Below are 25,968 nucleotides of genomic sequence, written 5' to 3' on the forward strand. Positions count from 1 at the left end.
GAAAAGTTTTACAAAATTGCATAAAAAAAAGGATAATCTAAAACAGATTATCCTTTATATATTAAATGCTTATTAACATTTATTCTTCTTCGTTAGTTGCTACTGGTGGAACTGGAGTCGCTTCAGATTTTGAACCGCCTCTTCTACTTCTTCTAGTCGTTTTCTTTTCTTTCTTACCAGCATTATAGATTTCGTTGTAATCAACTAATTCTATCATTGCCATATCAGCATTATCACCAAGTCTGTTTCCTAATTTGATGATTCTTGTATAACCACCTGGACGATCTCCAATTTTAGGAGCTACATCTCTAAACAATTCAGCAACAACATCTTTTTGCCTAAGCTTAGCCATTACGATACGTCTATTGTGAGTTGTATCAGATTTTGACTTTGTTATCATTGGCTCAACAAATTGTTTTAAAGCTTTCGCTTTAGCAACAGTTGTGTTGATACGTTTGTGTTCGATTAACGAACATGCCATATTAGCTAACATTGCTTTTCTATGAGCAGTTTGTCTTCCTAAATGGTTAAATTTCTTTCCGTGTCTCATGACTTTCAATTTATCATCTTGCTTCCAAACTCAAATTATGAGGAGCAAAATATGATTATTATAATTTAAAATTAATCTTTATCTAATTTGTATTTTGCTAAATCCATTCCGAAGTTAAGCCCTTTAACATTTACCAGCTCTTCAAGCTCAGTTAAAGATTTCTTACCAAAGTTACGGAACTTCATTAAGTCATTTTTATTGAAAGATACTAAGTCTCCTAGAGTATCTACTTCTGCAGCTTTTAAACAGTTTAATGCACGTACAGAAAGATCCATATCAACTAATTTAGTTTTCAATAGTTGTCTCATGTGAAGTGATTCTTCATCATAAGTTTCAGTTTGTGCAATTTCATCAGCTTCAAGAGTGATACGCTCATCAGAGAATAACATGAAGTGGTGAATTAATATTTTAGCAGCTTCAGTTAAAGCATCCTTAGGTGCGATTGAACCATCAGTAATAATTTCAAAAACTAATTTTTCAAAATCGGTTTTTTGTTCAACACGCCAGTTTTCAATGCTATATTTTACATTCTTAATTGGTGTATATATTGAATCCGTAAAGATTGTTCCAATTGGCGCCGACGCTTTTTTGTTTTCTTCAGCAGGAACATAACCTCTTCCTTTTTCAATAGTGATTTCCATATTGATGCTAACTTTAGGATCTAAGTTACAAATGACTAAGTCTTTGTTTAATACTTGAAATCCTGAGATAAACTTTTGGAAATCTCCAGCTGTAATTTGATCTTGACCAGAAATTGAAATTGAAACAGATTCGTTATCTACTTCATCAATTTGACGCTTAAAGTTAACTTGCTTTAAGTTTAGAATCATTTCTGTTACATCTTCAACCACACCTGCAATTGTAGAAAATTCGTGATCTACACCTTCAATTCTTATTGAAGTAATTGCAAACCCTTCTAAAGAAGATAATAATACACGTCTAAGCGCATTACCAACTGTTAATCCGTATCCTGGTTCTAAAGGTCTAAATTCAAACTTACCTTCAAACTCAGTTGAATCAATCATGATTACTTTGTCTGGTTTCTGAAAATTTAATATTGCCATATTTTTCTTCTTTTTGATTGTTATTTAGTTGCGCGGTTTATAAGTATGAAGAAGACTAATAAACCCTTTGGCTAAATTCCAATATGATTAATTATTATTTAGAGTATAATTCAACAATGAATTGCTCATTGATGTTTTCTGGAATTTGGATACGTTCTGGAACAGAAACATAAGTTCCTTGTTTTGTATCATTATTCCAAGTAATCCACTCATATACACTGCTAGAATTAGTTAATGAATTTTGAATAGATTCTAAAGATTTCGATTTTTCTCTTACAGCAACGACATCACCTGCTTTTAATTGGTAAGAAGGAATGTTTACGATTCCACCATTTACAGTAATGTGTCTGTGAGATACTAATTGTCTTGCACCACTACGAGATGGAGATAAACCCATTCTGAAAGCCACGTTATCTAAACGAGACTCACATAATTGTAATAATACTTCACCAGTAATACCTTGTGCAGCAGTTGCTTTTTTAAACATGTTTCTGAATTGCTTTTCTAATATACCATATGTATATTTAGCTTTTTGCTTCTCCATTAATTGGATTGCATATTCAGATTTTTTTCCACGACGTCTTGCGTTTCCGTGTTGACCTGGAGGATAATTTCTTTTTTCGAAAGCTTTATCATCTCCAAAAATAGCTTCACCGAATTTTCGGGCTATTTTAGTTTTAGGACCAGTATATCTTGCCATTTTAAAATTTGTTATGAGAGTGTTTATGAATTAAGGTCTTAATCTTATCCTTCGATAAACGTTGATCTCTCGTTGATACTTGTTTATAATTTTTCAGTTTGCAAATTTATGCAAAATAAACTAATATCATACATGAATGTATTAATATTAGTTTACTTTAAATTTTGTGAGATTACATAATAAAATTATGCAATATCTAAAACGTGTTCAGATTAAACTCTTCTACGTTTAGGAGGACGACATCCATTGTGTGGTAATGGAGTAACATCAATGATTTCAGTTACTTCAATTCCTGCATTATGGATCGATCTGATAGCAGATTCTCTACCGTTACCTGGACCTTTAACGTATACCTTTACTTTTTTAAGACCAGCTTCCTTTGCTACTCCAGCAGCATCTTCTGCAGCTAATTGAGCAGCATAAGGTGTGTTCTTTTTAGAACCTCTGAATCCCATTTTACCTGCAGATGACCATGAAATAACGTCACCTTTTTTGTTTGTTAAAGAGATAATGATGTTATTAAATGAAGCTGCAACGTGCGCTTCTCCAACAGCATCTACTATTACTTTACGTTTTTTAGTACTTGACTTTGCCATACTATTTATTATTTAGTTGCTTTTTTCTTGTTAGCAACTGTTTTTCTTCTACCTTTTCTTGTTCTAGAGTTGTTTTTAGTTCGTTGACCTCTTAAAGGTAAACCAGCTCTATGACGAATTCCTCTATAACATCCAATATCCATCAAACGTTTGATGTTTATTTGCGTTTCAGAACGTAATTCACCTTCAATAGTAAAAGTTCCAACGGCGTCACGAATTGCTCCAATTTGCTCGTCAGTCCAGTCATCTACTTTGATGCTTTCGTCTACTTTAGCTGTTGCTAAAATTTCTTTTGATCTACTTCTACCTACTCCGTAGATATAAGTTAAAGAGATTACTCCTCTTTTGTTTTTTGGTATGTCTACACCTGCGATTCTTGCCATAATTACCCTTGTCTTTGTTTGAATCTAGGATTCTTTTTGTTAATGACGTAAAGTCTACCTTTTCTACGAACTAATTTACAGTCCGCACTTCTTTTCTTTACTGATGCTCTTACTTTCATCGAATTAGTATCTATAAGTTATACGAGCCTTAGTTAAATCGTAAGGACTCATTTCTAATTTTACTTTATCACCTGGTAATAATTTAATATAATGCATACGCATCTTACCAGAGATATGTGCAGTCACAATGTGACCATTTTCAAGTTCTACACGAAACATTGCATTTGACAATGCTTCAATGATTGATCCGTCTTGTTCTATTGCTGCTTGTTTTGCCATAGTATAATTAAGCTACTGCTTTTCTGTTTTTACCAGTTTTCATCAAGCCATCATAATGCTTATTCAACAAATATGAATTTACTTGTTGCATTGTATCTATTGCAACTCCAACCATAATTAATAGCGATGTACCACCAAAGAATAATGCCCAACCAGCTTGAACATCCATAAGCTTTACAATAATTGCTGGGAACACAGCTATTAAGGCTAAGAATATAGAACCTGGTAAAGTAATTTGTGACATGATTTTGTCTAAATATTCTGAAGTTTCTGTTCCTGGTCTAATCCCTGGAATAAAACCACCACTACGTTTTAAATCATCTGCCATTTTGTTCGTTGGAACTGTAATAGCCGTATAGAAATATGTGAATATGATAATTAATAATGCAAATACAACATTATACCATAATCCGAAAATATCAGAGAATTGTGCAATCATCCATTGTCCAGCATCACTATCATCAATTGATTTACCAATTAAACTAGGCACGAACATAATAGCTTGAGCAAAGATAATTGGCATTACACCTGATGCATTTAATTTTAATGGTAAAAACTGTCTAGACCCAAATACGTTTTTTTCGTATCCACCAGAAGCAGTTCTTCTTGCGTACTGAACTGCAATCTTACGAACAGCCATAACTAACATTACAGATGCCATAATAATTACAAACCATATCACTAATTCGATTAAGATCATCATTAATCCACCATTACCACCTCCACTTAAACGTGAGGCTGCATTTTGAATAAATGACGCAGGTAAGGTTGCTATAATACCAACCATAATTAATAATGAAATACCATTACCAATACCTTTATCTGTAATCTTCTCACCTAACCACATTGCAAATATACATCCTGTAACTAAAATGATTACTGAAGATATATAGAATGTTGGTCCTGTTCCTAATAAGAATGCCGATTGAGGAATACCAAATGCTGTTGGTAAACTAGCCAAATAACCTGGTGCTTGAAATAAACAGATAACGATGGTTAACCAACGAGTAATCTGAGTAATTTTCTTTTGACCACTTGCGCCTTCTTTTTGAAGCTTTTGAAGATAAGGAATTGCTATTCCCATCAACTGTACTACAATAGAAGCCGAAATATATGGCATAATACCTAATGCAAAAACAGAAGCATTAGCAAAAGCACCACCAGTAAACATGTTTAATAAACCAAGAATACCTTCTCCTGCTCCAGCTTGTAAATTGCTAAGTTGACTTGCATCGATACCTGGAAGTACAACCTGAGCACCAAAACGGTACACTAAAAGTAAACCAAGCGTTAGAATGATTCTGTCTTTTAGTTCGGTTATTTTCCAAACATTCTTTAATGTTTCTATAAATTTCATACTCTAAGTTGTCTTATAAAGTTACAGCTTCTCCTCCTGCAGCTTCAATTGCAGCTTTTGCTGAAGCAGTAAATTTATGAGCAGTTACTGTTAATTTTGATTTTAATTCACCACGACCAAGAATTTTTACTAATTCATTCTTTCCCGCCAAACCTAGATCGACTAGAGTTTGAAAATCAACTGCATCTTTTATTTTCTTATTGTCTACTAACTCTTGTAATTTATCTAAGTTGACACCTTGATATTCTACACGATTAATATTTGTAAATCCAAATTTTGGTACACGTCTTTGAAGTGGCATTTGTCCACCTTCAAAACCTAATTTCTTAGAATAACCAGAACGAGATTTAGCTCCTTTGTGACCACGAGTTGCAGTACCACCTTTTCCAGAACCTTGTCCTCGACCTATTCTTTTACCTTGATTCTTTACAGAACCTTCTGCTGGTTTTAAATTACTTAAGTCCATTCTATATTATTATTTTGTTTCTTCAACAGAAACTAAATGTGAAACTTTATTTACCATACCAAGAACACTTGGTGAAGCATCATGCTCTATTGTTTGACCAATTTTTTTAAGTCCAAGAGCTTCTAATATTCTTTTTTGGTTTTGAGTACGATTGATTGCACTTTTTACCTTTGTTACTTTAATCTTTCCCATCGTCCTATTGATTAACCGTTAAATACTTTTTCAAGAGAAATTCCTCTATCCTTTGCAATTGTATTTGCATCTCTTAATTGTAATAAGGCATCAAAAGTTGCTTTTACCACATTATGAGGGTTAGAAGATCCTTGAGATTTAGATAATACATCGTGAACACCAACGGCTTCTAATACTGTTCTCACAGCTCCACCAGCAATTACACCTGTACCAGGAGCAGCAGGAATAATATTCACTCTAGCTCCACCAAATTTACCTTTTTGTTCGTGAGGTAAGGTTCCTTTTAGGATTGGAATTCTAACTAAATTTTTCTTAGCATCTTCAACTGCTTTAGCAATTGCAGTAGCTACATCTTTAGATTTTCCTAATCCGTGACCTACAACTCCAGCTTCATCACCAACCACTACGATCGCTGAAAAACCAAAAGCTCTACCACCTTTTGTTACTTTAGTAACTCTTTGTACACCAACTAAACGATCTTTAAGATCAATTCCACTTGGTTTTACTAATTCTGCGTTTTTATATTTTTGATACATAGTGTCTTAGAATTTAAGTCCGCCTTCTCTTGCGCCTTCAGCTAATGATTTTACTCTTCCGTGATATTGGTAACCACCTCTATCAAAAGAAATAGTATTGATACCAGCTTTTATTGATCTCTCAGCAACAGCTTTACCTACTAAGGCAGCTTTTTCTGATTTCGTTCCTTTTGCAGAAGCGACATCTTTATCTCTTGAAGATGCTGCAGCTAAGGTTTTACCTGTTACATCATCTACAACTTGAGCATAGATTTCTTTATTGCTTCTAAAAACAGCTAATCTAGGTCTTGCTTCTGTACCAGAAACAACCTTACGGATTCTGCTTTTAATTCTTAGTCTTTTTTCGTTCTTTGTTAATGCCATAACTAATATTTTAAGCTGATTTACCTGCTTTTCTTCTTAATTCTTCACCAACAAACTTAATCCCTTTTCCTTTGTAAGGTTCAGGTTTTCTGAAGCTACGAATTTTTGCAGCTACTTGACCAACTAATTGTTTATCGTGAGATGTTAATTTAACTATTGGGTTTTTACTTTTTTCTGAAATGGTTTCAATTTTAACCTCTGGTGCAATATCTAAAATGATATTATGAGAAAAACCTAAAGCCAAATCTAATTTCTGACCTTGATTTGAAGCTCTATAACCTACACCAACAAGTTCTAATTCTTTCGTCCATCCTTTTGAAACACCATCGATCATGTTGTTCATTAAAGATCTGTATAAACCGTGTTTAGCTTTTTGTTCTTTACTATCTGATGATCTTGTTACAAGTACGTTTCCGTCTTCAACTTTAATCTCTACAGTATCATAGTTTTGTGTTAATTCTCCTAATTTACCTTTTACAGTAACTACGCTATCTTTAACATCAACTGTAACTCCTTCTGGAATTGCTACTGGATTATTTCCTATTCTTGACATGTTCTTTCTGCTTTAAATTAGTAAACGTAACACAATAACTCACCACCTACGTTATCTCTATGCGCTTGCTTTCCAGTAATTACACCTTTAGATGTAGATACAATAGCAATACCTAATCCATTAAGGATTCTTGGCATTTCATTAGCGCCAGCATACTTACGTAAACCTGGTGTGCTTATTCTTTGAATCTTTTTGATAACCGATTCTTTAGTTTCTTTGTTGTACTTCAAAGCAATCTTGATTGTTCCTTGTACGCTAGAATCGTCAAACTTATAACTTAAAATATATCCTTGATCGAATAATATTTTAGTCATTTCTTTCTTTAAGTTAGATGCAGGAATTTCAACCACTCTGTGATTTGCTTTCACTGCATTTCTGATTCTTGTTAAAAAATCAGCAATTGGATCTGTATTCATTTATATTAATTTGCGGTAACGGTTTTCGAAATTTCTCGAACCTGAGACCAATTTATAATTCTTTGTTTATCGCTAAGCGATAGAGTTTACCAAGATGCTTTTTTAACACCTGGAATCAAACCTTGGTTTGCCATTTCACGGAAAGTTACACGTGAAAGACCAAAAGTTCTCATATACCCTTTAGGTCTTCCTGTAAGTTTACATCTATTGTGCATACGAACTGGAGAAGCATTTTTAGGTAACTTTTGTAATGCTTCGTAATCTCCAGCTTCTTTTAAAGCCTTACGTTTCTCAGCATATTTAGCTACTGTTTTTGCTCTTTTAACCTCACGGGCTTTCATTGATTCTTTAGCCATATCTTAGTTCTTTTGAAAAGGTAATCCCAATTCAGTTAATAACGATTTTGCTTCTTTATCTGTATCAGCTGTTGTTACAAATGTAATATCCATACCAGATATTTTATTGATTTTATCAATATCTATTTCTGGAAAGATAATTTGTTCAACAATACCTAAGTTATAATTTCCACGTCCATCAAAACCGGTAGCTTTGATTCCGCTAAAATCTCTTACTCGAGGTAAAGCTGAAGTTACTAAACGATCTAAAAACTCATACATTTGCTCACCTCTTAACGTTACACGAGTACCAATTGGCATTCCCTTACGTAATTTGAATGATGCAACATCTTTTTTAGATAATGTTGCTACAGCTTTCTGACCAGAAATCTTTGTTAATTCATCAACGGCATGATCAATTAATTTCTTGTCTGCAACTGCTGCTCCAACACCTTTAGATATCACTATCTTAGAAAGTTTAGGAACTTGCATTACATTTTTATATCCGAATTCTTCTGTAAGAGCAGAAACTACTTTGTCCTTGTACTCTTGTTTTAATCTTGGAATATAAGCCATAACTATATTACTTCATTTGATTTTTTAGAAAATCTAACTTTATTGTCACCTTCCATTTTATAACCAACTCGTGTTGTTTCTCCTTTAGAAGTTAACAACGACAAATTAGATAAATGCATTGGTGCTTCTTTCTCTACTATTCCACCTTGAGGGTTTTGTGCACTTGGTTTCGTATGTTTCTTAACCATGTTTACACCTTCTACGATGGCTTTGTTCTTATCTTTTAATACTTTAAGCACTTTACCTTCTGTACCTTTATGGTCTCCAGCTATTACTTGAACGGTATCTCCTGATTTAATTTTAAGCTTTGTCATTTTTTTAGTCATTAAAGCACTTCTGGTGCTAATGATACAATTTTCATGAACTGTTTGTCACGAAGTTCTCTAGCTACTGGTCCAAATACACGTGTTCCTCTCATTTCACCTGTCGGATTTAAAAGCACACAAGCATTATCATCAAAACGAATGTAAGATCCATCTGGACGTCTCACTTCTTTTTTAGTACGAACCACAACTGCTGTTGAAACTGCTCCTTTTTTAATGTTTCCATTAGGCGTTGCATCTTTAACAGATACTACGATTTTATCTCCTATAGAAGCATATCTTCTTTTTGTACCACCAAGAACACGTATTGTTAATACTTCTTTTGCTCCTGTGTTATCAGCTACTTTTAATCTAGATTCTTGTTGTACCATAATTATTTAGCTCTTTCAATTATTTCTACTAATCTCCAACATTTAGATTTACTTAAAGGTCGTGTTTCCATGATCTTTACCGTATCACCAATGTTACAGTCATTTGTTTCGTCGTGAGCAACATATTTCTTTGTTTTCAAAACGAATTTTCCATACATAGGATGCTTTACTTTTTTTACTTCAGCAACAACGATTGATTTCATCATTTTGTTACTAGTAACTACTCCTATACGTTCTTTTCTTAAGTTTCTTTTTTCCATCTTTCAGCCAGAATACAATTATTGTATTTCTCTTTTAGTTAATTCTGTTGCAATTCTTGCTACTGAACGTCTAACGTTTCGTAACTGAATTGGATTCTCTAATGGAGAGATTGCATGAGCCATTTTTAGGTCTGCATAACTCTTTTTTGTCTCGCTAAATTTTTCTTGTAACTCAGTTACAGATAGCTGTGTAATTTCTGATTGCTTCATAATTTTTTATATTAAGCTTCGTAATCTCGAGCTATTAAAAACTTAGTTTTTACTGGTAGTTTTTGAGCTGCAAGACGCAATGCTTCTTTAGCAACTTCAATTGGTACACCACCAACTTCAAAAAGGATTCTTCCTGGTTTCACTACAGCTACCCAGTATTCAACAGCACCTTTTCCTTTACCCATACGAACCTCTAAAGGCTTTTTAGTAATTGGTTTGTCTGGAAATATTTTAATCCATAATTGACCTTCTCTTTTCATGTAACGTGTTGCCGCAATACGAGCTGCCTCGATTTGACGTGACGTTAAAAAGTTAGAGTCCATAGATTTTATACCAAACATACCATAAGAAAGCTGATGTCCTCTTCCGGTATTTCCTTTCATACGTCCTTTTTGGACTTTACGAAATTTTGTTCTTTTAGGTTGTAACATTGTTCTTTGTCTTTAAAAATTACTTTCTGCGACGAGATTTATTATTATCTCTTCCGCGTCCTCCAGACTTACCACCTTGTTTCTTAGACAAGCCAACTAATGGAGAAAGTTCTCTTTTACCATATACTTCACCTTTCATGATCCATACTTTAACACCTAATCTACCATAAGTAGTATGTGCTTCAACTAAAGCATAGTCAATATCGGCTCTAAACGTTGATAAAGGAATTCGTCCTTCTTTGTAGTGTTCACTACGTGCCATTTCAGCACCATTTAAACGACCACTGATTTGGATTTTAATTCCTTCAGCATTCATACGCATAGCAGCAGCAATTGCCATTTTGATTGCTCGTCTGTAAGAGATACGATTCTCAATTTGACGTGCAACACTTGATCCTACTAAAAACGCATCGAGTTCAGGTCTTTTAATTTCAAAGATGTTTAACTGAACCTCTTTACCAGTAATTTTTTTAAGTTCTTCTTTTAACTTGTCTACCTCTTGGCCACCTTTACCGATAATAATACCAGGTCTAGCAGTAGTGATAGTAACGGTTACAAGTTTAAGCGTACGCTCAATAATTACTCGTGACACACTTGCTTTTGATAAACGAGCGTGAACGTATTTTCTAATCTTATCGTCTTCAGCTAATTTGTCGCCATAGTCATTTCCTCCATACCAGTTAGATTCCCATCCTCTGATAATTCCTAAACGATTTCCGATTGGATTTGTCTTTTGTCCCATATCTCTATTTAAGCTTGTGTGTTATTTTTTGCTCCAATCACAACTGTAACGTGATTAGATCTTTTTCTTATTCTGTGTGCACGACCTTGAGGTGCTGGACGTAATCTTTTTAACATAGATCCTCCGTCAACTCTAATCTCTTGTACAAATAAATCTGCATCTTCAATACTTGCATCTTCATTTTTAGCTTGCCAGTTAGCAATTGCCGACAATACTAATTTTTCTAAACGACGTGATGCTTCTTTAGAACTAAATCTTAAGATTTGAAGTGCTTTTTCAGCTTCTTTTCCTCTTACCAAGTCGGCAACTAAGCGCATTTTTCTTGGTGAGGTAGGACAGTTATTCAACTTTGCGAATGCAATTTTCTTTCTGTCTTCCTTAATAGCGTCTGCCATTTGTTTTTTACGACTTCCCATAGCTTACTATTTTTTTCCTTTATTTTTTGCACCTGCGTGACCTCTAAAAGATCGTGTTGGTGAAAATTCTCCTAACTTATGACCTACCATGTTTTCAGTTACATAAACTGGTACAAATTGACGACCATTGTGAACAGCGATTGTTTGTCCAACAAAATCAGGAGAAATCATTGAGGCTCTAGACCACGTTTTGATTACCGTCTTTTTGTTTGAAGCTACATTCTCTTCAACTTTTTTACTCAATTTATAATGGATGTAAGGTCCTTTTTTTAATGAACGTGCCATATTATCTCAATTATTTCTTTCTACGTTCTACAATATATTTATTACTCGCTTTAGTTTTAGAACGTGTTCTATAACCTTTAGCTGGAATACCATTTCTAGATCTTGGGTGTCCTCCTGAAGATTTACCTTCACCACCACCCATTGGGTGATCAACTGGATTCATTACCACTGGTCTTACTCTTGGTCTTCTACCTAACCATCTTGTGCGTCCTGCTTTACCGGAAACAGTTAATTGATGATCAGAGTTAGAAACAACACCTATAGTTGCCATACAATCTGTAAGTACTAATCTTGTTTCTCCTGAAGGTAATTTTACCGTAGCAAATTTACCATCTCTTGCCATAAGTTGAGCAAATGCTCCAGCACTTCTAGCCATTACAGCCCCTTGACCAGGACGTAATTCTATACAAGATATAATTGTACCTAAAGGTATTTCACTTAATGGCATTGCATTACCAATTTCTGGCGCAATTCCTTCTTTACCAGAAACTACATTTTGCCCTACTTGTAATCCGTTTTGAGCAATGATGTAACGCTTTTCACCATCTTGATAATTCAATAATGCTATAAAAGCTGTTCTGTTTGGATCGTATTGAATTGAAGCAACTTCACCAGGAACACCTGCTTTATCACGCTTAAAATCGATAATACGATACTTTCTTTTATGACCTCCACCAATTTGGCGCATGGTCATTTTTCCTCGATTGTTTCTACCACCAGATCTTTTATTCGGAACGAGTAAACTCTTTTCCGGCTTATCAGTAGTTATGGCATCGAATCCATTTACTACTCTAAATCGCTGAGCTGATGTGATTGGTTTTAATTTTCTTACTGACATTATTGTCTAATTACATGTTAGTGTATAAATCAATTACTTCACCTTCCGCCAGTTGTACAATTGCCTTTTTAACAGCATTTGTTTTACCATGTTGAATACCTGTTTTTGTAAAACGGGTTCTTCTATCTGGACGGACATTTATAGTACGAACTTTTTCAACAGAAACGCCATAGGTTGCTTCCACAGCCTTTTTGATTTCTACCTTGTTCGCCTTAGTGTTCACTTCAAATGCATATGCATTTAACAACTCACTTTGCATGGTTGCTTTTTCGGTGATTATAGGTTTAATTAAGATACTCATGACTTTCTATTTACTTAAATTCGATTCAATTCCTTCTAAAGAACTCTCTAGAAGAATTAATTTATTTGCGTTTAAAATTTTATAAGTACTTAATTCTGAGTTCATTACAACATCAGACCCTTTAAAATTTCGTGATGACAAATATACATTATTATTTGAAGCACCCAACACAAACAATGATTTTTTGTCTTGAATATCTAGTGCTTTCAATACTGCTGTAAAGTTTTTCGTTTTTGGAGCATCAAAATTGAAGTCTTCCAAAACAACGATATCTTTAGCATTAGCCTTCATCGTCAAAGCCGATTTACGAGCTAGACGCTTAAGGTTTTTGTTCAATTTGATACTATAGTTTCTTGGTCTAGGTCCGAACATACGTCCTCCACCTCTAAATACACCAGACTTAATACTACCTGCTCTTGCAGTACCAGTACCTTTTTGTTTCTTAATCTTACGTGTACTTCCCGAAATCTCAGCTCTCTCTTTAGACTTATGTGTCCCTTGACGTTGGTTAGCTAAATATTGCTTAACGTCTAAGTAAACTGCATGATTATTGGGCTCTATAGCGAACACATCTGAAGAAAGCTCTGCTTTTCTACCTGTGTCTTTTCCGTTTATATCTACAACTGCTACTTTCATTACTTCTGAATAATTACATAAGAGTTTTTGTGTCCTGGAACACATCCTTTCACCACTAATAAGTTCTTTTCAGGAACCACTTTGTAGACTCTTAAATTTTCAACATTAACTCTTTCGCCACCCATTCGTCCTGCCATTTTCATTCCCTTGAATACTCTCGCAGGATATGATGCAGCACCAATAGAACCTGGAGCTCTTAAACGGTTGTGTTGACCATGCGTTGCTTGACCAACTCCACCAAATCCATGACGCTTTACAACACCTTGGAATCCTTTACCTTTAGAAGTACCAGCTACATCAACATATTCACCTTCAATAAAGTGTTCTACTGTTATAGCATCTCCTAATTTGTAATCTCCTTCAAATCCTTGAAATTCCGCGACTTTTCTCTTAACAGAAGTACCAGCTTTTTTGGCGTGACCAATTTCAGCTTTAGTAGCACTTTTCTCTGTCTTGTCATCGAAACCAAGTTGAAGGGCACTGTACCCGTCGACCTCTTCGGTTCTGACTTGGGTAACGATACATGGTCCAGCTTCGATTACTGTACAAGGAATATTCTTCCCGTTTTCATCGAAAATGCTGGTCATACCGATCTTTTTTCCTATTAACCCAGACATAATTATTAATTTATTTATTATTACTATTTATTAAAATTCAAGGCCGAAAATACATTCGACCTTGAATTGTATTTTTACCGTTTTTCCTTTGCACGCAGCTCCGGACATGTTTCGCTTTAATCTATTTAAGCGATAAGATTCACTTACACTTTAATCTCTACTTCAACTCCACTTGGTAATTCAAGTTTCATTAACGCATCAATTGTTTTAGAAGATGAAGAGTAAATATCTAATAAACGCTTATAAGAGCTTAATTGAAATTGTTCTCTAGACTTCTTGTTTACGTGCGGTGAACGTAATACAGTGAAAATCTTTTTGTGTGTTGGTAATGGAATTGGCCCAGTTACAACAGCACCAGTACTTTTTACTGTTTTTACAATCTTATCAGCAGACTTATCAACTAAATTGTGATCGTAAGACTTTAATTTTATTCTAATTTTCTGACTCATTTTCTTTTAGTTTTAAGCTTCTACGCCTTTAGCTGCCTTGATTACTTCTTCTGAAATATTAGAAGGAGTTTCAGCATAATGTGAAAATTCCATTGTTGATGTAGCACGACCTGAAGATAATGTTCTTAATGTTGTAACATAACCGAACATTTCAGATAATGGCACAGTAGCTTTTACAGTTTTTGCACCAGCTCTATCACCCATATCACTTACTTGACCACGACGACGGTTTAAATCACCTACGATATCACCCATATTTTCTTCTGGAGTAATAACTTCAAGTTTCATAATTGGTTCCATGATTACCGCTTTAGCTGCTTTAGCACAGTTTTTAAAACCAAGCTTAGCTGCTAACTCGAATGATAGTTGATCAGAATCCACATCATGATAAGATCCATCTTTCAATGTCACTTTCATAGCGTCAATTTCATATCCTGCTAAAGGACCATTCACCATTGCCATTTTGAATCCTTTTTCAATAGAAGGGATAAATTCTTTAGGAACGTTACCACCTTTAATTATAGATTCAAACTGAAGTCCAGTTACACCTTCCTCAGCTGGTTCAACCGTAAATACGATATCGGCAAATTTACCACGACCACCAGATTGTTTTTTATAAACCTCTCTATGATCGGCAGAAGCAGTAATAGCTTCTTTATATTCAACTTGAGGTTGACCTTGATTAACCTCAACTTTAAATTCTCTTCTTAAACGATCAACAATTACATCTAAGTGCAACTCACCCATTCCAGAAATAATAGTCTGTCCTGAAGCTTCGTCTGAACGCACAGTAAAAGTTGGATCTTCTTCAGCTAATTTAGCTAATCCCATTCCTAATTTATCAACATCTGCTTTAGTTTTAGGCTCAACCGCAATACCAATTACTGGATCAGGGAAGTCCATAGATTCTAAAACAATAGGATGTTTTTCATCTGAAAGTGTATCTCCTGTTTTGATAGATTTAAATCCAACAGCAGCTCCAATATCTCCAGCTTCAATAAAATCAATTGCATTTTGCTTATTAGCATGCATTTGATAGATACGAGAAATACGTTCTTTTTTACCTGAACGATTGTTCAATACATAAGAACCTGCATCTAAACGACCAGAATATGCTCTAAAGAATGCTAAACGTCCCACGAAAGGATCAGTCGCAATCTTAAATGCTAGAGCAGCAAAAGGTTCATCTACACTTGGCTTACGCAATTCTTCTTTTTCAGTATCTGGATTCATTCCAACGATACCTTCCTTATCTGTAGGAGAAGGCAAGTAACGACAAACAGCATCTAATAAAAATTGAACACCTTTATTTTTAAAAGCAGAACCACAAATCATAGGAATGATAGCCATATCCATTACAGCAGCTCTAAGTGCAGCATGCACTTCATCTTCTGTAATTGAATCTTCATCTTCCATAAACTTCTCTAGTAAGTTTTCATCGTAGCTAGCAACTTCTTCAATAAGTAGTGCTCTATATTTTTTAGCTTCAGCTTTAAGCTCTTCTGGGATTTCAATAACATCAAAAGTTGCCCCTTGAGTTTCATCATGCCAAACAATAGCTCTATTCTTAACTAAATCTATAATTCCTTTAAAATCTATTTCATCACCAATGTTCAAAACAATTGGCACTGCGTTAGATTTCAACATATCTTTTACTTGTTGGCAAACTCCTAAAAAGTTTGATCCTTGACGGTCCATTTTATTAACGAAACCAATTCTAGGTACTTTATAGTTATCAGCAAGTCTCCAGTTAGTTTCAGATTGAGGCTCAACACCATCAACTGCACTAAACAAGAATACTAAACCATCAAGCACACGTAATGAACGGTTTACTTCAACCGTAAAATCAACGTGACCAGGAGTATCAATTATATTAAAGTGATAACCTTTAGTATCTGGAGTTTTTTCACCATTTTCAATTGGGAAATCCCAAGTACAAGTTGTAGCAGCCGAAGTAATTGTAATACCTCTTTCCTGCTCCTGCTCCATCCAGTCCATTGTTGCAGCACCATCATGCACTTCACCAATTTTGTGAGAAACACCTGTATAATAAAGAATACGTTCTGTCGTAGTAGTTTTTCCTGCATCAATATGCGCAGCAATACCTATATTTCTTGTGTATTTTAAATCTCTTGCCATTTCTTATTAAAATCTAAAGTGAGAGAATGCCTTATTTGCTTCAGCCATTTTATGAGTATCAACTCTTTTCTTAACAGCTGCTCCTTCTTCCTTAGCTGCAGCTAAAATTTCAGCAGCTAATTTTTGTGGCATTGATTTTTCATTTCTTTTTCTTGAGTAAGATATCAACCATTTCATAGCTGTTGATACTTTACGATCTGGACGAATTTGCATTGGAATTTGGAATGTAGCACCACCAACACGACGACTACGTACTTCTACGTGAGGCATTACGTTTGATAAAGCGTCTTTCCAAGTTTCTAAAGCTGTTTTTTCTTCGTCAGTTTTCTTTGATTCTACGATATCAATCGCATCATAGAATACTTTAAAAGCTACAGACTTCTTTCCATCCCACATCATCATGTTAACGAAACGAGTTACTAACTGGTCGTTAAAACGTGGATCCGGTAAAAGCGGTCTCTTTTTTGCTGCTCTTTTTCTCATGTCTTCTTCTTAAAGTTTTAAATTACTTCTTAGGGCGTTTTGCACCATACTTAGATCTACGTTGTGTTCTACCTGCGACACCTGCTGTGTCTAAGGCACCACGAACGATGTGATATCTAACTCCTGGCAAATCTTTTACCCTTCCACCTCTAACCAATACTATCGAGTGCTCTTGTAAGTTGTGTCCTTCTCCACCGATGTATGCATTAACCTCGTTTCCGTTTGTTAAACGAACCCTTGCTACCTTACGCATTGCTGAGTTTGGTTTTTTAGGAGTCGTCGTGTAAACACGAGTACACACACCACGTCTTTGTGGACACGAATCTAAAGCAGCCGATTTACTCTTCTTGGTTATTTTGGCTCTTCCTTTTCGTACTAATTGTGAAATTGTTGGCATATATTTCTATATAATTATTATTTAACCCTCTACTTTGAGGGCTGCAAAGGTAGAAATAAATATCAGTTTTTCAAACGCAAAGCCATTAATTTTTAAAAGTTTTCTAAATTATTTTATCACTTGCATATTTTTACTAGGTATTTTGCGTTAGTTTTGAAAAATAATCTAGTACATGTCTAAACAATTTAGCATTTATAAACCCTTACTTTTCTTTCTGTTTTTTGCTCAACTTTACTCGCAAAATTTAGAACTTAAAGTTATTGGAGGAAATGAAATTGAAAGCAAAGTTATAGATTCAATAGGTTATGAAAATTACTTCAAAGACTTCAACTCACTTAATAAGGAAATAGATTCATTAGCCAAACGATTTTTAACTATTGGCTATATTAATAGTAAATTAATTGAACTCAAGAGACAAAATGATTCTTTGTTTCAGGCTAAGTTCAATTTAAAAAACCGATTTAAATCTATTACCATATATCACAATGGTTTAGTTGATAAAGACATTTTAAAATTGAGTGGTTTAAAATCTGAAGATAATTCGTTCACTGTATCCATTTCAAAATTGGAACAAACTTTAGAATTTATCAATTCGGAAATCGCCAATCGAGGAAACCCATTTTCAACCCTTCAACTTAAAGATATAGTGCAAGAAAACGACACTAACCTTTCGGCAAGTCTCGAATTATCCAAACCTATTGAACGCTCAATAGATAAAATAATTATTAAGGGTTATGAGAAGTTTCCGAAGGCCTTCGTACAGCGCTATATGAAAATAAAAATCGGTCAACGCTTTAACCTAGCACGCATAAAAGAAAAAACATCTGAACTAAGTGACTTACGTTTTGCCAGCCAGATAAAAGATCCTGAGGTTCTTTTTACAAAAGATTCTACGATACTCTATATGTATATTGAAAAGACTAAGAGTAATACTTTTGATGGATTTTTAGGTTTTGGAACCAATGAAGACACTAATAAAATAGAATTTGATGGTTATTTAAATTTAAGTTTAACAAACAATCTTAATTATGGAGAAACATTACAATTGCTTTACAAAAGCGATGAAAATGATCAACAAACCTTTGATGGCAATATCACAATGCCCTATCTATTTAGTTCGCCATTAGGTGTAGAAGTCAATCTAAATATTTTTAGGAAAGATTCTACCTTTGTTACCGCGAGGCAATCTGCGAAACTTAATTACCAAATTAACTCTAACCATCAAATTGGCATTGGTTTGAGTGGTGTAAATTCTTCAAATTTATTAGAGACTGAAGTGCCAACCATAAATGACTTTAATTCGAGTTATTATTTTACAAATTATGTGTACACCAAACGTCAAAATTATGATTTTCTATTCCCAGTTAATTTCTTATTTGATGTTACCGCAGGCTTTGGAAATAGAACATTTGATGATATAAATGAAGATCAAACAAAATTTGCATTGAACACTTTTAAAATCTTCAACCTCAACGATCAGAATAGTTTTTATATAAGAGGTAGTGGCCAACTCATTGATTCTGATTCATTTCTTGAAAACGAACTTCCTAGATTTGGTGGCATTAACTCCATTCGTGGTTTTGAAGAAAACAGCTTAATTGGCAACCTATTTGGTGTAATTAATACTGAATATCGTTATCGGTTAAATCGTGATATTTATGTCCATTCTGTAATTGATGCTGCCTATTTTGAAAATAAAATAAGTGACCAAAAAGGAAAACTATTTGGATTTGGATTCGGATTCGGGTTGCTTAGTAAAGCTGGTCTTTTTCGGTTTAACTATACAAGCGGAAAAACAGAAAATCAGCGCTTCAAATTGTCCGATTCTAAAGTCCATTTGAGTTTAACAGCTATTTTTTAACCTCTACTTCCTCTCATTTACAATATAGTTTTTAACTATAATTATTGAAAACTTTATGATAATAAGATTGCTTTAATACTTTTTTATAGTGAAATTTGGATTAGACTAATTTTAATCAATCAATAATATGAAAAAAACTTTACGTAAATCACTAACGCTATTACTGTTGTTAGTTGTGCAACTTACGTTGGCACAAGAAAAAACTATTTCTGGTAAAGTATCAGACCAATCAGGAATAGCGCTTCCAGGAGTTAATATTATTATTAAAGGAACTACAACTGGAACTCAATCAGATTTTGACGGGAATTATGCACTTTCAAGTAATGTAGGAGACGTTTTGGTGTTTTCTTATGTTGGTTTGCAAACACAAGAAATCACTGTAGCTGAATCAAGTACAATTAATGTCACTATGCTTGAAGATGCAGAATCACTTGATGAAGTTATTGTAACTGCAGTAGGTATTAAAAGAAAACCAGATGAGATTACTACGGCTTATGAAAATCTTAAAGCAGAAGAAATCACATCGGCAAACAATCCAGATGCTGTACAATCTTTAGTAGGTAAGGTCTCTGGTTTACAGATTAACACAACCAATACAGGAGTTAATCCTTCCACTACAATTCGATTGAGAGGTACGCGATCTTTATCTGGATCAAATTCTGCATTAGTCGTAATTGATAATGTAATTTCGTCTGCAACGATTTTATCTGATTTAGACCCAGAAATAATTGAGTCTATTAATATTCTTAAAGGTCCAAACGGAGCTGCATTATATGGTTCTCGCGGTGGAAACGGTGTTATAATTGTAACCACAAAAAAAGGCACCAAAAACCAAGGCAAACTTAACATCTCTTATTCGACTACACTTTCCTTAGAGAAAATTGCTTTTTTACCGCAATTACAGGATCGATATGGTAAAGGCTATTGGGGAGAAATTGATGCCTTTGACCAAGGGTCTTGGGGACCAGAATATGATGGTTCTATTCAACCTGTTGGATTGCCTTATCCTACTATAAATGATTATAGATATACGGATTACGAGTTTAAAAAAGATAATATGAAAGACTTTTTTGATACTGGTATTGCAGTTCAAAACACTATAACACTCTCTGGTGGAGATAGTGAAGGGTTTTATTCATTGTCAGCAAATAGAAGGACTACAGATGGTATTATTCCTGATGACACCTATAAAAAAGATTTTTTAGCACTTAGTGCAGGTAAAACATTTGGTAAGCTTTCTTTATCAGGAAATGCACGTTTCACAACTGAAGATCAAAATGTCTCTGCAACAATTGTAGATAATGATGGATTTATCCGATTGAGTGGCGTTTATGCTGAATTAGCACAATTACCTAGTGATATAAATGTAACAGATTTCGATTCTGGAAGTAATACTGACCACTGGACGGCATTTGGTAATAGTCCTTACTGGGTTAAAAACAACCAAAGAACTGTTTCAGAAAACACAAGATCCGATTTATCTGCTGAATTATCATACCAGTTTAATGATAATATTAGCGCTGTATTACGAAGTAATGTTGTAACTAATAGTGGTAAAGGATTTACTTTTGCGAATGCCTATGTATCAGAATATACAGTAACTGGTGACAGTAGAGACATTCAGTCATCTTTAAGTGTTACAAGTAGTAATTCAAGAACTTTATACACTGATTTAATAGCCAATTTCAATTATGATTTAACTGAAGATATTGCATTAAAATCTTTAATAGGTTTTAATAGTACTGAAAGCAAAGGATTTTCTCAAACCACATCTGGAGATATCTTAACACTTCCAGGATTGTACACTGTGGAAAATATCTCGAGTGGTATTTCTGTTTCTGACTTTAGTTCAAAAGCAAGACAGCAGGCGGTTTTCGCAAACATTGATTTAAGCTATAAAGACTATTTATATTTAAATCTAACAGGACGACAGGAATGGGATTCTAGATTACAATCTCCAGGAAGAGATATTGGAGATATAGGTTTCTTCTATTATTCAGTTGGTGCATCTTTCATTCCAACTAAAGCCTTCCCAGAAATCAGGTCTAACTTTTTCCATAAAATGAAAGTATCAGGTGGTTATGTAAAAGTAGCAAACATTTCAGCTTTAGGAGCTCATGATCTTTTTGACACTGGATTTAGACCTGCTGCATTTCCTTATCCAGGTGGTGTAAATTCTTTTATAATTCCATCATCAACATTTGATAATGCTATAGAGCCAGAATTTATTAATACCTATGAATTAAACTTAAATTTAGAATTACTTAAACGAGGTGGCATTCCTAGAATTACCTTAGATGGAAGTTATTCATTCTATACCAATGATAATCAAATATTAAGTGCTTCTGTATCTTCAGCAACAAGTGTATTTAGTGCAGGTATTAATGTAGGTGAAACTCAAACTAACGCATATGAAGTGGATTTAGGTTTAACTCCAATTAAAACCGATAATTTTAAGTGGAGACTAAATTTCGGTTATGCTTCACAAAAAACAACGGCCACAAAAATTACTGAAGATTCAGACCAATTAGGTAGTGGTGCTCCTGGAATCTATGCTATTCAAAATCAAGAATTTCCTCTAATTCAAGGAACGGCCTATGAAAGAGATGAAGCAGGTAGAGTGGTTTTAAATCCTGATGGTTCTCCAAGAACAGCTTCAGGTTTAAAAGTATTAGGAAAAACAACTCCAGATTACATTTTAAATTTTGGAACTGAATTTACATACAAAGGATTTAAATTGAGTGCTGTTGCAGATTTTAGAACAGGACATGTATTCTACTCTGGTATCTATAATAACTTATCTGGCCAAGGTCGTAGCTTTATTACAGCAGAAAATGGTAGAGGACATTTTATATTTCCTAACTCTACTGTTCAAGGCTCAGGAACAACTAACACAACAGTGCTTACTGGACCATCTTATGGTGGACCATCAGCTTATGCGCAATACCAATCGTTTGTTCAAAGTGATGACTTCCAAGGTGTAGATGAAAACTTTATTGTTGATGCCACTGCATTTAAACTTAGGGAGATTGCACTGAGTTATGCCTTACCAAGTAAAGTTTTGGAAAACACATTTATCCAAGGTTTATCAGTTGGTATAAGCGGAAGAAATTTACTCGTTGTTTTACCAAAAGAAAACAGAGGTTATAACGATCCTGAAATAGGATCTGGAATAGGTGGATATGGTCAAACACCTCCAACTAAATTCTATTCAATGAATGTTAAATTTAACTTTTAAGAAAATGAAACATATATTTAAATTAAAATACGCATTATCACTTGCTCTATTATGTATTACATTTTCTTGTGACGATGTGCTTGTCAATGAAGATCCAAACGGAGTGGTCATTGATGAATTACAACCAGAAGTAATTTTACCTGGAGCATTCACTGTACCTTCTGCTACCCTCATGACAACCATGAATGATTTAGGAAATACAATGATTGCGACTTGGTCTGGAAATGCTCAGCAAGTTCAAGCACCTTATTTTACCGAATTTCAATACCAATTGAGTACTGATTTTTATAGTGGTATTTGGGACAATTTAATGGCTAGAACTGGAAATTTAACTCAAATCATCGTCAATGACTACAGCAGTAATTACGATTATTTTAAAGGTGCATCTAAAATATATAGAGCCTTTTATTTTCAGTATCTCGTAGATTTATATGGTGATATTCCATTTACAGATATTCATCAACGTGGTGATTTACTCTTCCCTGAATATGACAATCAAGTTAATGTATACATTGCTTTAATCAATGATGTAAATGATGCTATTGATCAGATTCAAAATACAGATGCTAACACAGCAGTTGATATGGGTTCAAATGATGTTATTATGGGTGGAAACATGAACATGTGGATTAAATTTGGAAATACATTAAAACTAAGAATGCTTCTACGTATTTCTGATGTAGCTCCATCTAATCCTGATTTGCAAACCGTTCTCAATACTGAATTTGCATCGCTTAACAATGCTGAATTTATTGGTTTTGGAGAAAATGTGACTATAAATCCTGGTTATTCGGATGAAGTCGATAGAATGAATCCATTTGCAGAAACCTTTGGATATGCTGCAGGTGAGTTTGGAAATACCGCAAACGAAACTTTCTCAAACTTAAGAGCTGGACCAACTACATTTTTAGTAGAATTCTTAAATGGCTCCACTAATGGCGTAGCAGATTCAAGGTTACAACGCTTATACGCACCAAGAGCTGGACAAGCTGCTATTCAAGGAAATACTCAAGGAGGTGGAGACCAACCGTCAAGAATTGGTCCTGGTTTATTATCATCACCTCAACAAGATGGTTATATTATGACAGCTTCTGAATCGCTTTTCCTTCAATCTGAAGCTGTGTTTAAAGGATTATTATCTTCAGGAAATGCAAAAGGATTATTTGAGAGTGCTATTTTATCATCATTTATTAGACTTGGAGTAGATACTGATGATGTTTATCCTTTAGGTCATCCTTTGGAAGGTGAACTTAATCCAGAAACAACCCCAGAGTTGGCAGCTAATGCATATATTAATGCCTCAAGTAATGTCAATAAAATTGGTTGGGATGGTAGTACTGATAAACTTGAAGCTATTATTACACAAAAATGGATTGATTTAGGCGGAACCAATGGTGCTGAAACTTGGATTGAATATACAAGAACTGGTTATCCTAGCAATATGCCTCTTCCAGATATTACAAACAGACCTAATAGACCATTAAGATTATTATATCCAACATCAGAATATACAGGAAATTCAGCAAATGTTAGTGTCTACAATCAAACCGTAGATACCGCTTTTGATTTACCTGTTTTTTGGGATGTTGACTAAAAAAAAGAATATTATGAAAAAAATTAAATTTATTTTATTGACCATTCTAAGTGCTGGAATTATGGTATCGTGTAATATAGACGATAGTCCTCAGCAAATAGAAGCCGATTTAGCAAACACACCATATGTGGTAGGTTTCAACAACACTGAAGCATCTCCTGCTTTCGTTACAGATGGCGCAGTTTATATGTACAGTGAAAATGTGGTTTTATTTGGAGGGAATGATTTTTCTACCAACCCAAATATTACTGTTAATTTTGAAGTCGATCAAAGTTCAACTGCAATAGCAGGAACTGATTATGATTTTGTAGGTGGTACTCAATCTGTTGCAATACCAAATGATAGAGACTTCGCAACTTTTGATATTAATTTTTATTCTGATGTTATAGATGTAGACAATCCAAAAACATTAGTGTTAAATATTACTTCTGCTACCAATGGCGTAGTAGCTGATCAATACAGAACTTTAACTATCACAATTAATGGAATTTGTTTTTCAGATATTGGAGGCATGTATAGTGTATCAACAACTTACGGTTTTCACGATTTTTTACCAACATTTAGCTCACATACAATGGACGTTGAAGTTACGGCATTAGGTGATGGCCAATATAGTGTTGTAGATTTTTCAGGAGGACTTTATACTGTTGGCCCTTATGTAGCCGCTTATAATACTGGACCTACAAGTTTTGATGTTGTTTTTACAGAAAACTGTGATGACATATCATGGGTAGATCAAACAGATCCATGGGGAACTTGTATTCCTCTTGATGGCGGCATTAATGCCGTTGATCCAGACACAGGAGTTATAACCATATCATGGTACTGTGAGGCTTATGGAGAAAATGGAGTTTCAGTTTACACACCACTATAAAACAAGAAAAACATGAAAAATATACATAAAAAAATAAGTTACGCTTTAGTTATTGTATTCCTTCTCGGTCTTGTTACCTTCTCATGTGAAGACGATGATTCTATTGCGAGAAGAGGGAAACCTTCCTTAACGCTCATGAGTAATTCAGTTACTGTAACTGAAGGAGAAACAGCAGTATTTGTTTTAAATGCAGAATATGCGGTTTCGGAAAAAATTGATATTAGAATTGACATCCTAGATGATCAAGGCAATCCAGTTGTAACCGCTGAAGGTGATCCTACAACAGGTAATGGCTTATATGATAGGGTTCAATTTGAATCTGTAGAAGTGCCTTATCCAACATGGTTTGAATCAGGTTGGTTTGAATATGGATATTTAGGAGGCACAGGGTATGTTGCTTCTTTTCCTCCTTTTTCTGAAACTATGGAGTTAAGTATTGAAACTATTCAAGATTTCATTCCTGAACAAACTGAAACAGTTCATTTGAGATTATCTGCGACCTCATTAATGTCTGCTTCAATTCAACAAGATATTAGCATAAATATCAACGATTTTGTTGGAGAAGATTTAGTTGCTAGATTAAATTGGGCTGGTGATTATTTAGATAGTGCTGAAGATCCTTGTGATATTGATGTAGGATTAGACTTGGATCTAGAATTAATTTTTGATGGTGGATATGTACAAACCAGTTATAATGATTGTCCAGAAGAATTAATAATTCTGAGTTCTGATACTGATGGTACATATACCATTGATGCTAGTTTTTGGACTGCTAATGGCAATACCTCAGCAAATGGTGATAACATTCCTGTTTCGATAGACTTTATGAAAGCAGGTGTATTTGTTGAATCTGTAGATTTATCAACTTTGTTTCCATTGAATGATGGTGGACTTAACGATGGCAATGGAAATGCAATCACGTCTTTCTTTGTCGAGAAAGCTGGAAGCACCTATACAATTACTGATAGTAATAATACTCAAATCGCTCAAGGCAGGTTTGCAGATTATAGACTATCACTTGAAGAAAAAAGGCTAATGAAAAATCAATAGGCTTTAAATTTAAGTTTACAAAAACCA

The 25,968-nt window shown here is 34.3% G+C and carries 37 protein-coding genes; 5 read left to right on the forward strand and 32 right to left on the reverse strand.

All coding sequences use genetic code 11. The features are described from left to right. Positions 1-79: 79 nt before the first annotated feature. From rplQ to rpsL, 32 genes are all read right to left on the reverse strand, one after another. The gene (gene rplQ / locus VOI25_RS06385) at positions 80-550 is read right to left on the reverse strand and encodes a 50S ribosomal protein L17 (protein ID WP_323788233.1); all 471 of its coding nucleotides are present in this window, start codon (positions 548-550) and stop codon (positions 80-82) included. A gap of 71 nt (positions 551-621) precedes the next feature. Beyond that, on the reverse strand, positions 622-1,614 hold the full coding sequence (locus VOI25_RS06390; RefSeq protein ID WP_249994873.1) for a DNA-directed RNA polymerase subunit alpha: 993 nt from the start codon (positions 1,612-1,614) through the stop codon (positions 622-624). Between the two features lie 94 nt (positions 1,615-1,708). After that, positions 1,709-2,314: a 30S ribosomal protein S4 gene (gene rpsD / locus VOI25_RS06395; protein WP_323788234.1), complete on the reverse strand. Its 606-nt coding sequence runs from the start codon at positions 2,312-2,314 to the stop codon at positions 1,709-1,711. 212 nt (positions 2,315-2,526) lie between these two features. Further along, a complete protein-coding gene (gene rpsK / locus VOI25_RS06400; RefSeq protein WP_120202429.1) occupies positions 2,527-2,910 on the reverse strand; it encodes a 30S ribosomal protein S11 in 384 nt (127 codons plus the stop codon). Between the two features lie 8 nt (positions 2,911-2,918). Continuing rightward, a complete protein-coding gene (gene rpsM, locus VOI25_RS06405) occupies positions 2,919-3,293 on the reverse strand; it encodes a 30S ribosomal protein S13 (protein ID WP_323788235.1) in 375 nt (124 codons plus the stop codon). Between the two features lie 2 nt (positions 3,294-3,295). Next, the gene (gene ykgO, locus VOI25_RS06410) at positions 3,296-3,412 is read right to left on the reverse strand and encodes a type B 50S ribosomal protein L36 (protein ID WP_008269159.1); all 117 of its coding nucleotides are present in this window, start codon (positions 3,410-3,412) and stop codon (positions 3,296-3,298) included. 4 nt (positions 3,413-3,416) lie between these two features. Continuing rightward, the gene (infA, locus tag VOI25_RS06415; RefSeq protein WP_026753784.1) at positions 3,417-3,632 is read right to left on the reverse strand and encodes a translation initiation factor IF-1; all 216 of its coding nucleotides are present in this window, start codon (positions 3,630-3,632) and stop codon (positions 3,417-3,419) included. Positions 3,633-3,639: 7 nt separating this feature from the next. Further along, the gene (gene secY / locus VOI25_RS06420) at positions 3,640-4,989 is read right to left on the reverse strand and encodes a preprotein translocase subunit SecY (protein WP_323788236.1); all 1,350 of its coding nucleotides are present in this window, start codon (positions 4,987-4,989) and stop codon (positions 3,640-3,642) included. A 13-nt stretch (positions 4,990-5,002) separates the two neighbouring features. Beyond that, entirely contained in the window at positions 5,003-5,455 is a 453-nt protein-coding gene (gene rplO / locus VOI25_RS06425; protein WP_120202435.1) for a 50S ribosomal protein L15, read from the reverse strand. Between the two features lie 9 nt (positions 5,456-5,464). Next, entirely contained in the window at positions 5,465-5,647 is a 183-nt protein-coding gene (gene rpmD / locus VOI25_RS06430) for a 50S ribosomal protein L30 (protein WP_323788237.1), read from the reverse strand. Between the two features lie 11 nt (positions 5,648-5,658). Then, positions 5,659-6,183, reverse strand: a complete 525-nt coding sequence (gene rpsE / locus VOI25_RS06435; RefSeq protein WP_323788238.1) for a 30S ribosomal protein S5 — start codon at positions 6,181-6,183, stop codon at positions 5,659-5,661. A 6-nt stretch (positions 6,184-6,189) separates the two neighbouring features. Beyond that, entirely contained in the window at positions 6,190-6,546 is a 357-nt protein-coding gene (rplR, locus tag VOI25_RS06440) for a 50S ribosomal protein L18 (protein ID WP_323788239.1), read from the reverse strand. A gap of 10 nt (positions 6,547-6,556) precedes the next feature. Next, on the reverse strand, positions 6,557-7,099 hold the full coding sequence (rplF, locus tag VOI25_RS06445) for a 50S ribosomal protein L6 (RefSeq protein ID WP_323788240.1): 543 nt from the start codon (positions 7,097-7,099) through the stop codon (positions 6,557-6,559). Between the two features lie 17 nt (positions 7,100-7,116). Further along, entirely contained in the window at positions 7,117-7,515 is a 399-nt protein-coding gene (gene rpsH, locus VOI25_RS06450) for a 30S ribosomal protein S8 (protein ID WP_323788241.1), read from the reverse strand. A gap of 86 nt (positions 7,516-7,601) precedes the next feature. Then, positions 7,602-7,871, reverse strand: coding sequence for a 30S ribosomal protein S14 (rpsN, locus tag VOI25_RS06455; RefSeq protein ID WP_323788242.1), 270 nt, complete (start codon positions 7,869-7,871; stop codon positions 7,602-7,604). A 3-nt stretch (positions 7,872-7,874) separates the two neighbouring features. Then, positions 7,875-8,426 carry a 50S ribosomal protein L5 gene (gene rplE, locus VOI25_RS06460; protein WP_323788243.1) on the reverse strand — a complete coding sequence of 184 codons (552 nt, stop codon included), beginning with the start codon at positions 8,424-8,426 and terminating at the stop codon, positions 7,875-7,877. 2 nt (positions 8,427-8,428) lie between these two features. Continuing rightward, complete coding sequence (gene rplX / locus VOI25_RS06465; protein ID WP_323788244.1) at positions 8,429-8,740, reverse strand: 50S ribosomal protein L24; 312 nt, start codon at positions 8,738-8,740, stop codon at positions 8,429-8,431. An 11-nt stretch (positions 8,741-8,751) separates the two neighbouring features. Then, positions 8,752-9,120 (reverse strand): 50S ribosomal protein L14, encoded by a 369-nt coding sequence (gene rplN, locus VOI25_RS06470; RefSeq protein ID WP_040248536.1) that lies wholly within the window; start codon positions 9,118-9,120, stop codon positions 8,752-8,754. A 2-nt stretch (positions 9,121-9,122) separates the two neighbouring features. Further along, positions 9,123-9,380, reverse strand: coding sequence for a 30S ribosomal protein S17 (rpsQ, locus tag VOI25_RS06475; protein ID WP_013869035.1), 258 nt, complete (start codon positions 9,378-9,380; stop codon positions 9,123-9,125). Positions 9,381-9,398: 18 nt separating this feature from the next. Beyond that, positions 9,399-9,590, reverse strand: a complete 192-nt coding sequence (gene rpmC / locus VOI25_RS06480; protein ID WP_323788245.1) for a 50S ribosomal protein L29 — start codon at positions 9,588-9,590, stop codon at positions 9,399-9,401. Between the two features lie 11 nt (positions 9,591-9,601). After that, on the reverse strand, positions 9,602-10,021 hold the full coding sequence (rplP, locus tag VOI25_RS06485) for a 50S ribosomal protein L16 (RefSeq protein ID WP_323788246.1): 420 nt from the start codon (positions 10,019-10,021) through the stop codon (positions 9,602-9,604). A 19-nt stretch (positions 10,022-10,040) separates the two neighbouring features. Continuing rightward, positions 10,041-10,763 (reverse strand): 30S ribosomal protein S3, encoded by a 723-nt coding sequence (rpsC, locus tag VOI25_RS06490; protein WP_323788247.1) that lies wholly within the window; start codon positions 10,761-10,763, stop codon positions 10,041-10,043. Positions 10,764-10,771: 8 nt separating this feature from the next. Further along, positions 10,772-11,179, reverse strand: coding sequence for a 50S ribosomal protein L22 (gene rplV / locus VOI25_RS06495; protein ID WP_323788248.1), 408 nt, complete (start codon positions 11,177-11,179; stop codon positions 10,772-10,774). Between the two features lie 6 nt (positions 11,180-11,185). Beyond that, the gene (gene rpsS / locus VOI25_RS06500) at positions 11,186-11,464 is read right to left on the reverse strand and encodes a 30S ribosomal protein S19 (protein ID WP_040248524.1); all 279 of its coding nucleotides are present in this window, start codon (positions 11,462-11,464) and stop codon (positions 11,186-11,188) included. Between the two features lie 10 nt (positions 11,465-11,474). Beyond that, positions 11,475-12,302: a 50S ribosomal protein L2 gene (gene rplB, locus VOI25_RS06505; protein ID WP_323788249.1), complete on the reverse strand. Its 828-nt coding sequence runs from the start codon at positions 12,300-12,302 to the stop codon at positions 11,475-11,477. Between the two features lie 10 nt (positions 12,303-12,312). After that, a complete protein-coding gene (gene rplW / locus VOI25_RS06510) occupies positions 12,313-12,603 on the reverse strand; it encodes a 50S ribosomal protein L23 (RefSeq protein ID WP_040248520.1) in 291 nt (96 codons plus the stop codon). A 6-nt stretch (positions 12,604-12,609) separates the two neighbouring features. Further along, positions 12,610-13,239 (reverse strand): 50S ribosomal protein L4, encoded by a 630-nt coding sequence (gene rplD / locus VOI25_RS06515; protein WP_323788250.1) that lies wholly within the window; start codon positions 13,237-13,239, stop codon positions 12,610-12,612. Then, the gene (rplC, locus tag VOI25_RS06520; RefSeq protein WP_323788251.1) at positions 13,239-13,856 is read right to left on the reverse strand and encodes a 50S ribosomal protein L3; all 618 of its coding nucleotides are present in this window, start codon (positions 13,854-13,856) and stop codon (positions 13,239-13,241) included. The genes rplD and rplC overlap by 1 nt, the downstream gene beginning before the upstream one ends. A 143-nt stretch (positions 13,857-13,999) precedes the next feature. Continuing rightward, positions 14,000-14,305: a 30S ribosomal protein S10 gene (rpsJ, locus tag VOI25_RS06525; protein WP_007650482.1), complete on the reverse strand. Its 306-nt coding sequence runs from the start codon at positions 14,303-14,305 to the stop codon at positions 14,000-14,002. Between the two features lie 12 nt (positions 14,306-14,317). Further along, positions 14,318-16,444: an elongation factor G gene (gene fusA / locus VOI25_RS06530; RefSeq protein WP_323788252.1), complete on the reverse strand. Its 2,127-nt coding sequence runs from the start codon at positions 16,442-16,444 to the stop codon at positions 14,318-14,320. 6 nt (positions 16,445-16,450) lie between these two features. Beyond that, positions 16,451-16,927: a 30S ribosomal protein S7 gene (gene rpsG / locus VOI25_RS06535; protein ID WP_249994898.1), complete on the reverse strand. Its 477-nt coding sequence runs from the start codon at positions 16,925-16,927 to the stop codon at positions 16,451-16,453. A 22-nt stretch (positions 16,928-16,949) separates the two neighbouring features. Next, positions 16,950-17,324 carry a 30S ribosomal protein S12 gene (gene rpsL / locus VOI25_RS06540; RefSeq protein ID WP_008269190.1) on the reverse strand — a complete coding sequence of 125 codons (375 nt, stop codon included), beginning with the start codon at positions 17,322-17,324 and terminating at the stop codon, positions 16,950-16,952. A gap of 172 nt (positions 17,325-17,496) precedes the next feature. Between rpsL and VOI25_RS06545 the strand changes: the two genes are divergently transcribed. From VOI25_RS06545 to VOI25_RS06565, 5 genes are all read left to right on the forward strand, one after another. Then, positions 17,497-19,185: a POTRA domain-containing protein gene (locus tag VOI25_RS06545; RefSeq protein ID WP_323788253.1), complete on the forward strand. Its 1,689-nt coding sequence runs from the start codon at positions 17,497-17,499 to the stop codon at positions 19,183-19,185. Positions 19,186-19,312: 127 nt separating this feature from the next. Further along, positions 19,313-22,423, forward strand: coding sequence for a SusC/RagA family TonB-linked outer membrane protein (locus tag VOI25_RS06550; protein WP_323788254.1), 3,111 nt, complete (start codon positions 19,313-19,315; stop codon positions 22,421-22,423). A gap of 4 nt (positions 22,424-22,427) precedes the next feature. Next, positions 22,428-24,017 (forward strand): SusD/RagB family nutrient-binding outer membrane lipoprotein, encoded by a 1,590-nt coding sequence (locus VOI25_RS06555; protein WP_323788255.1) that lies wholly within the window; start codon positions 22,428-22,430, stop codon positions 24,015-24,017. 13 nt (positions 24,018-24,030) lie between these two features. After that, on the forward strand, positions 24,031-24,891 hold the full coding sequence (locus VOI25_RS06560) for a hypothetical protein (RefSeq protein WP_323788256.1): 861 nt from the start codon (positions 24,031-24,033) through the stop codon (positions 24,889-24,891). Between the two features lie 12 nt (positions 24,892-24,903). Continuing rightward, entirely contained in the window at positions 24,904-25,941 is a 1,038-nt protein-coding gene (locus VOI25_RS06565; protein ID WP_323788257.1) for a hypothetical protein, read from the forward strand. Positions 25,942-25,968: the final 27 nt, after the last annotated feature.

It is taken from the genome of Psychroserpens sp., assembly GCF_034670085.1.
Taxonomy (GTDB): domain Bacteria; phylum Bacteroidota; class Bacteroidia; order Flavobacteriales; family Flavobacteriaceae; genus Psychroserpens.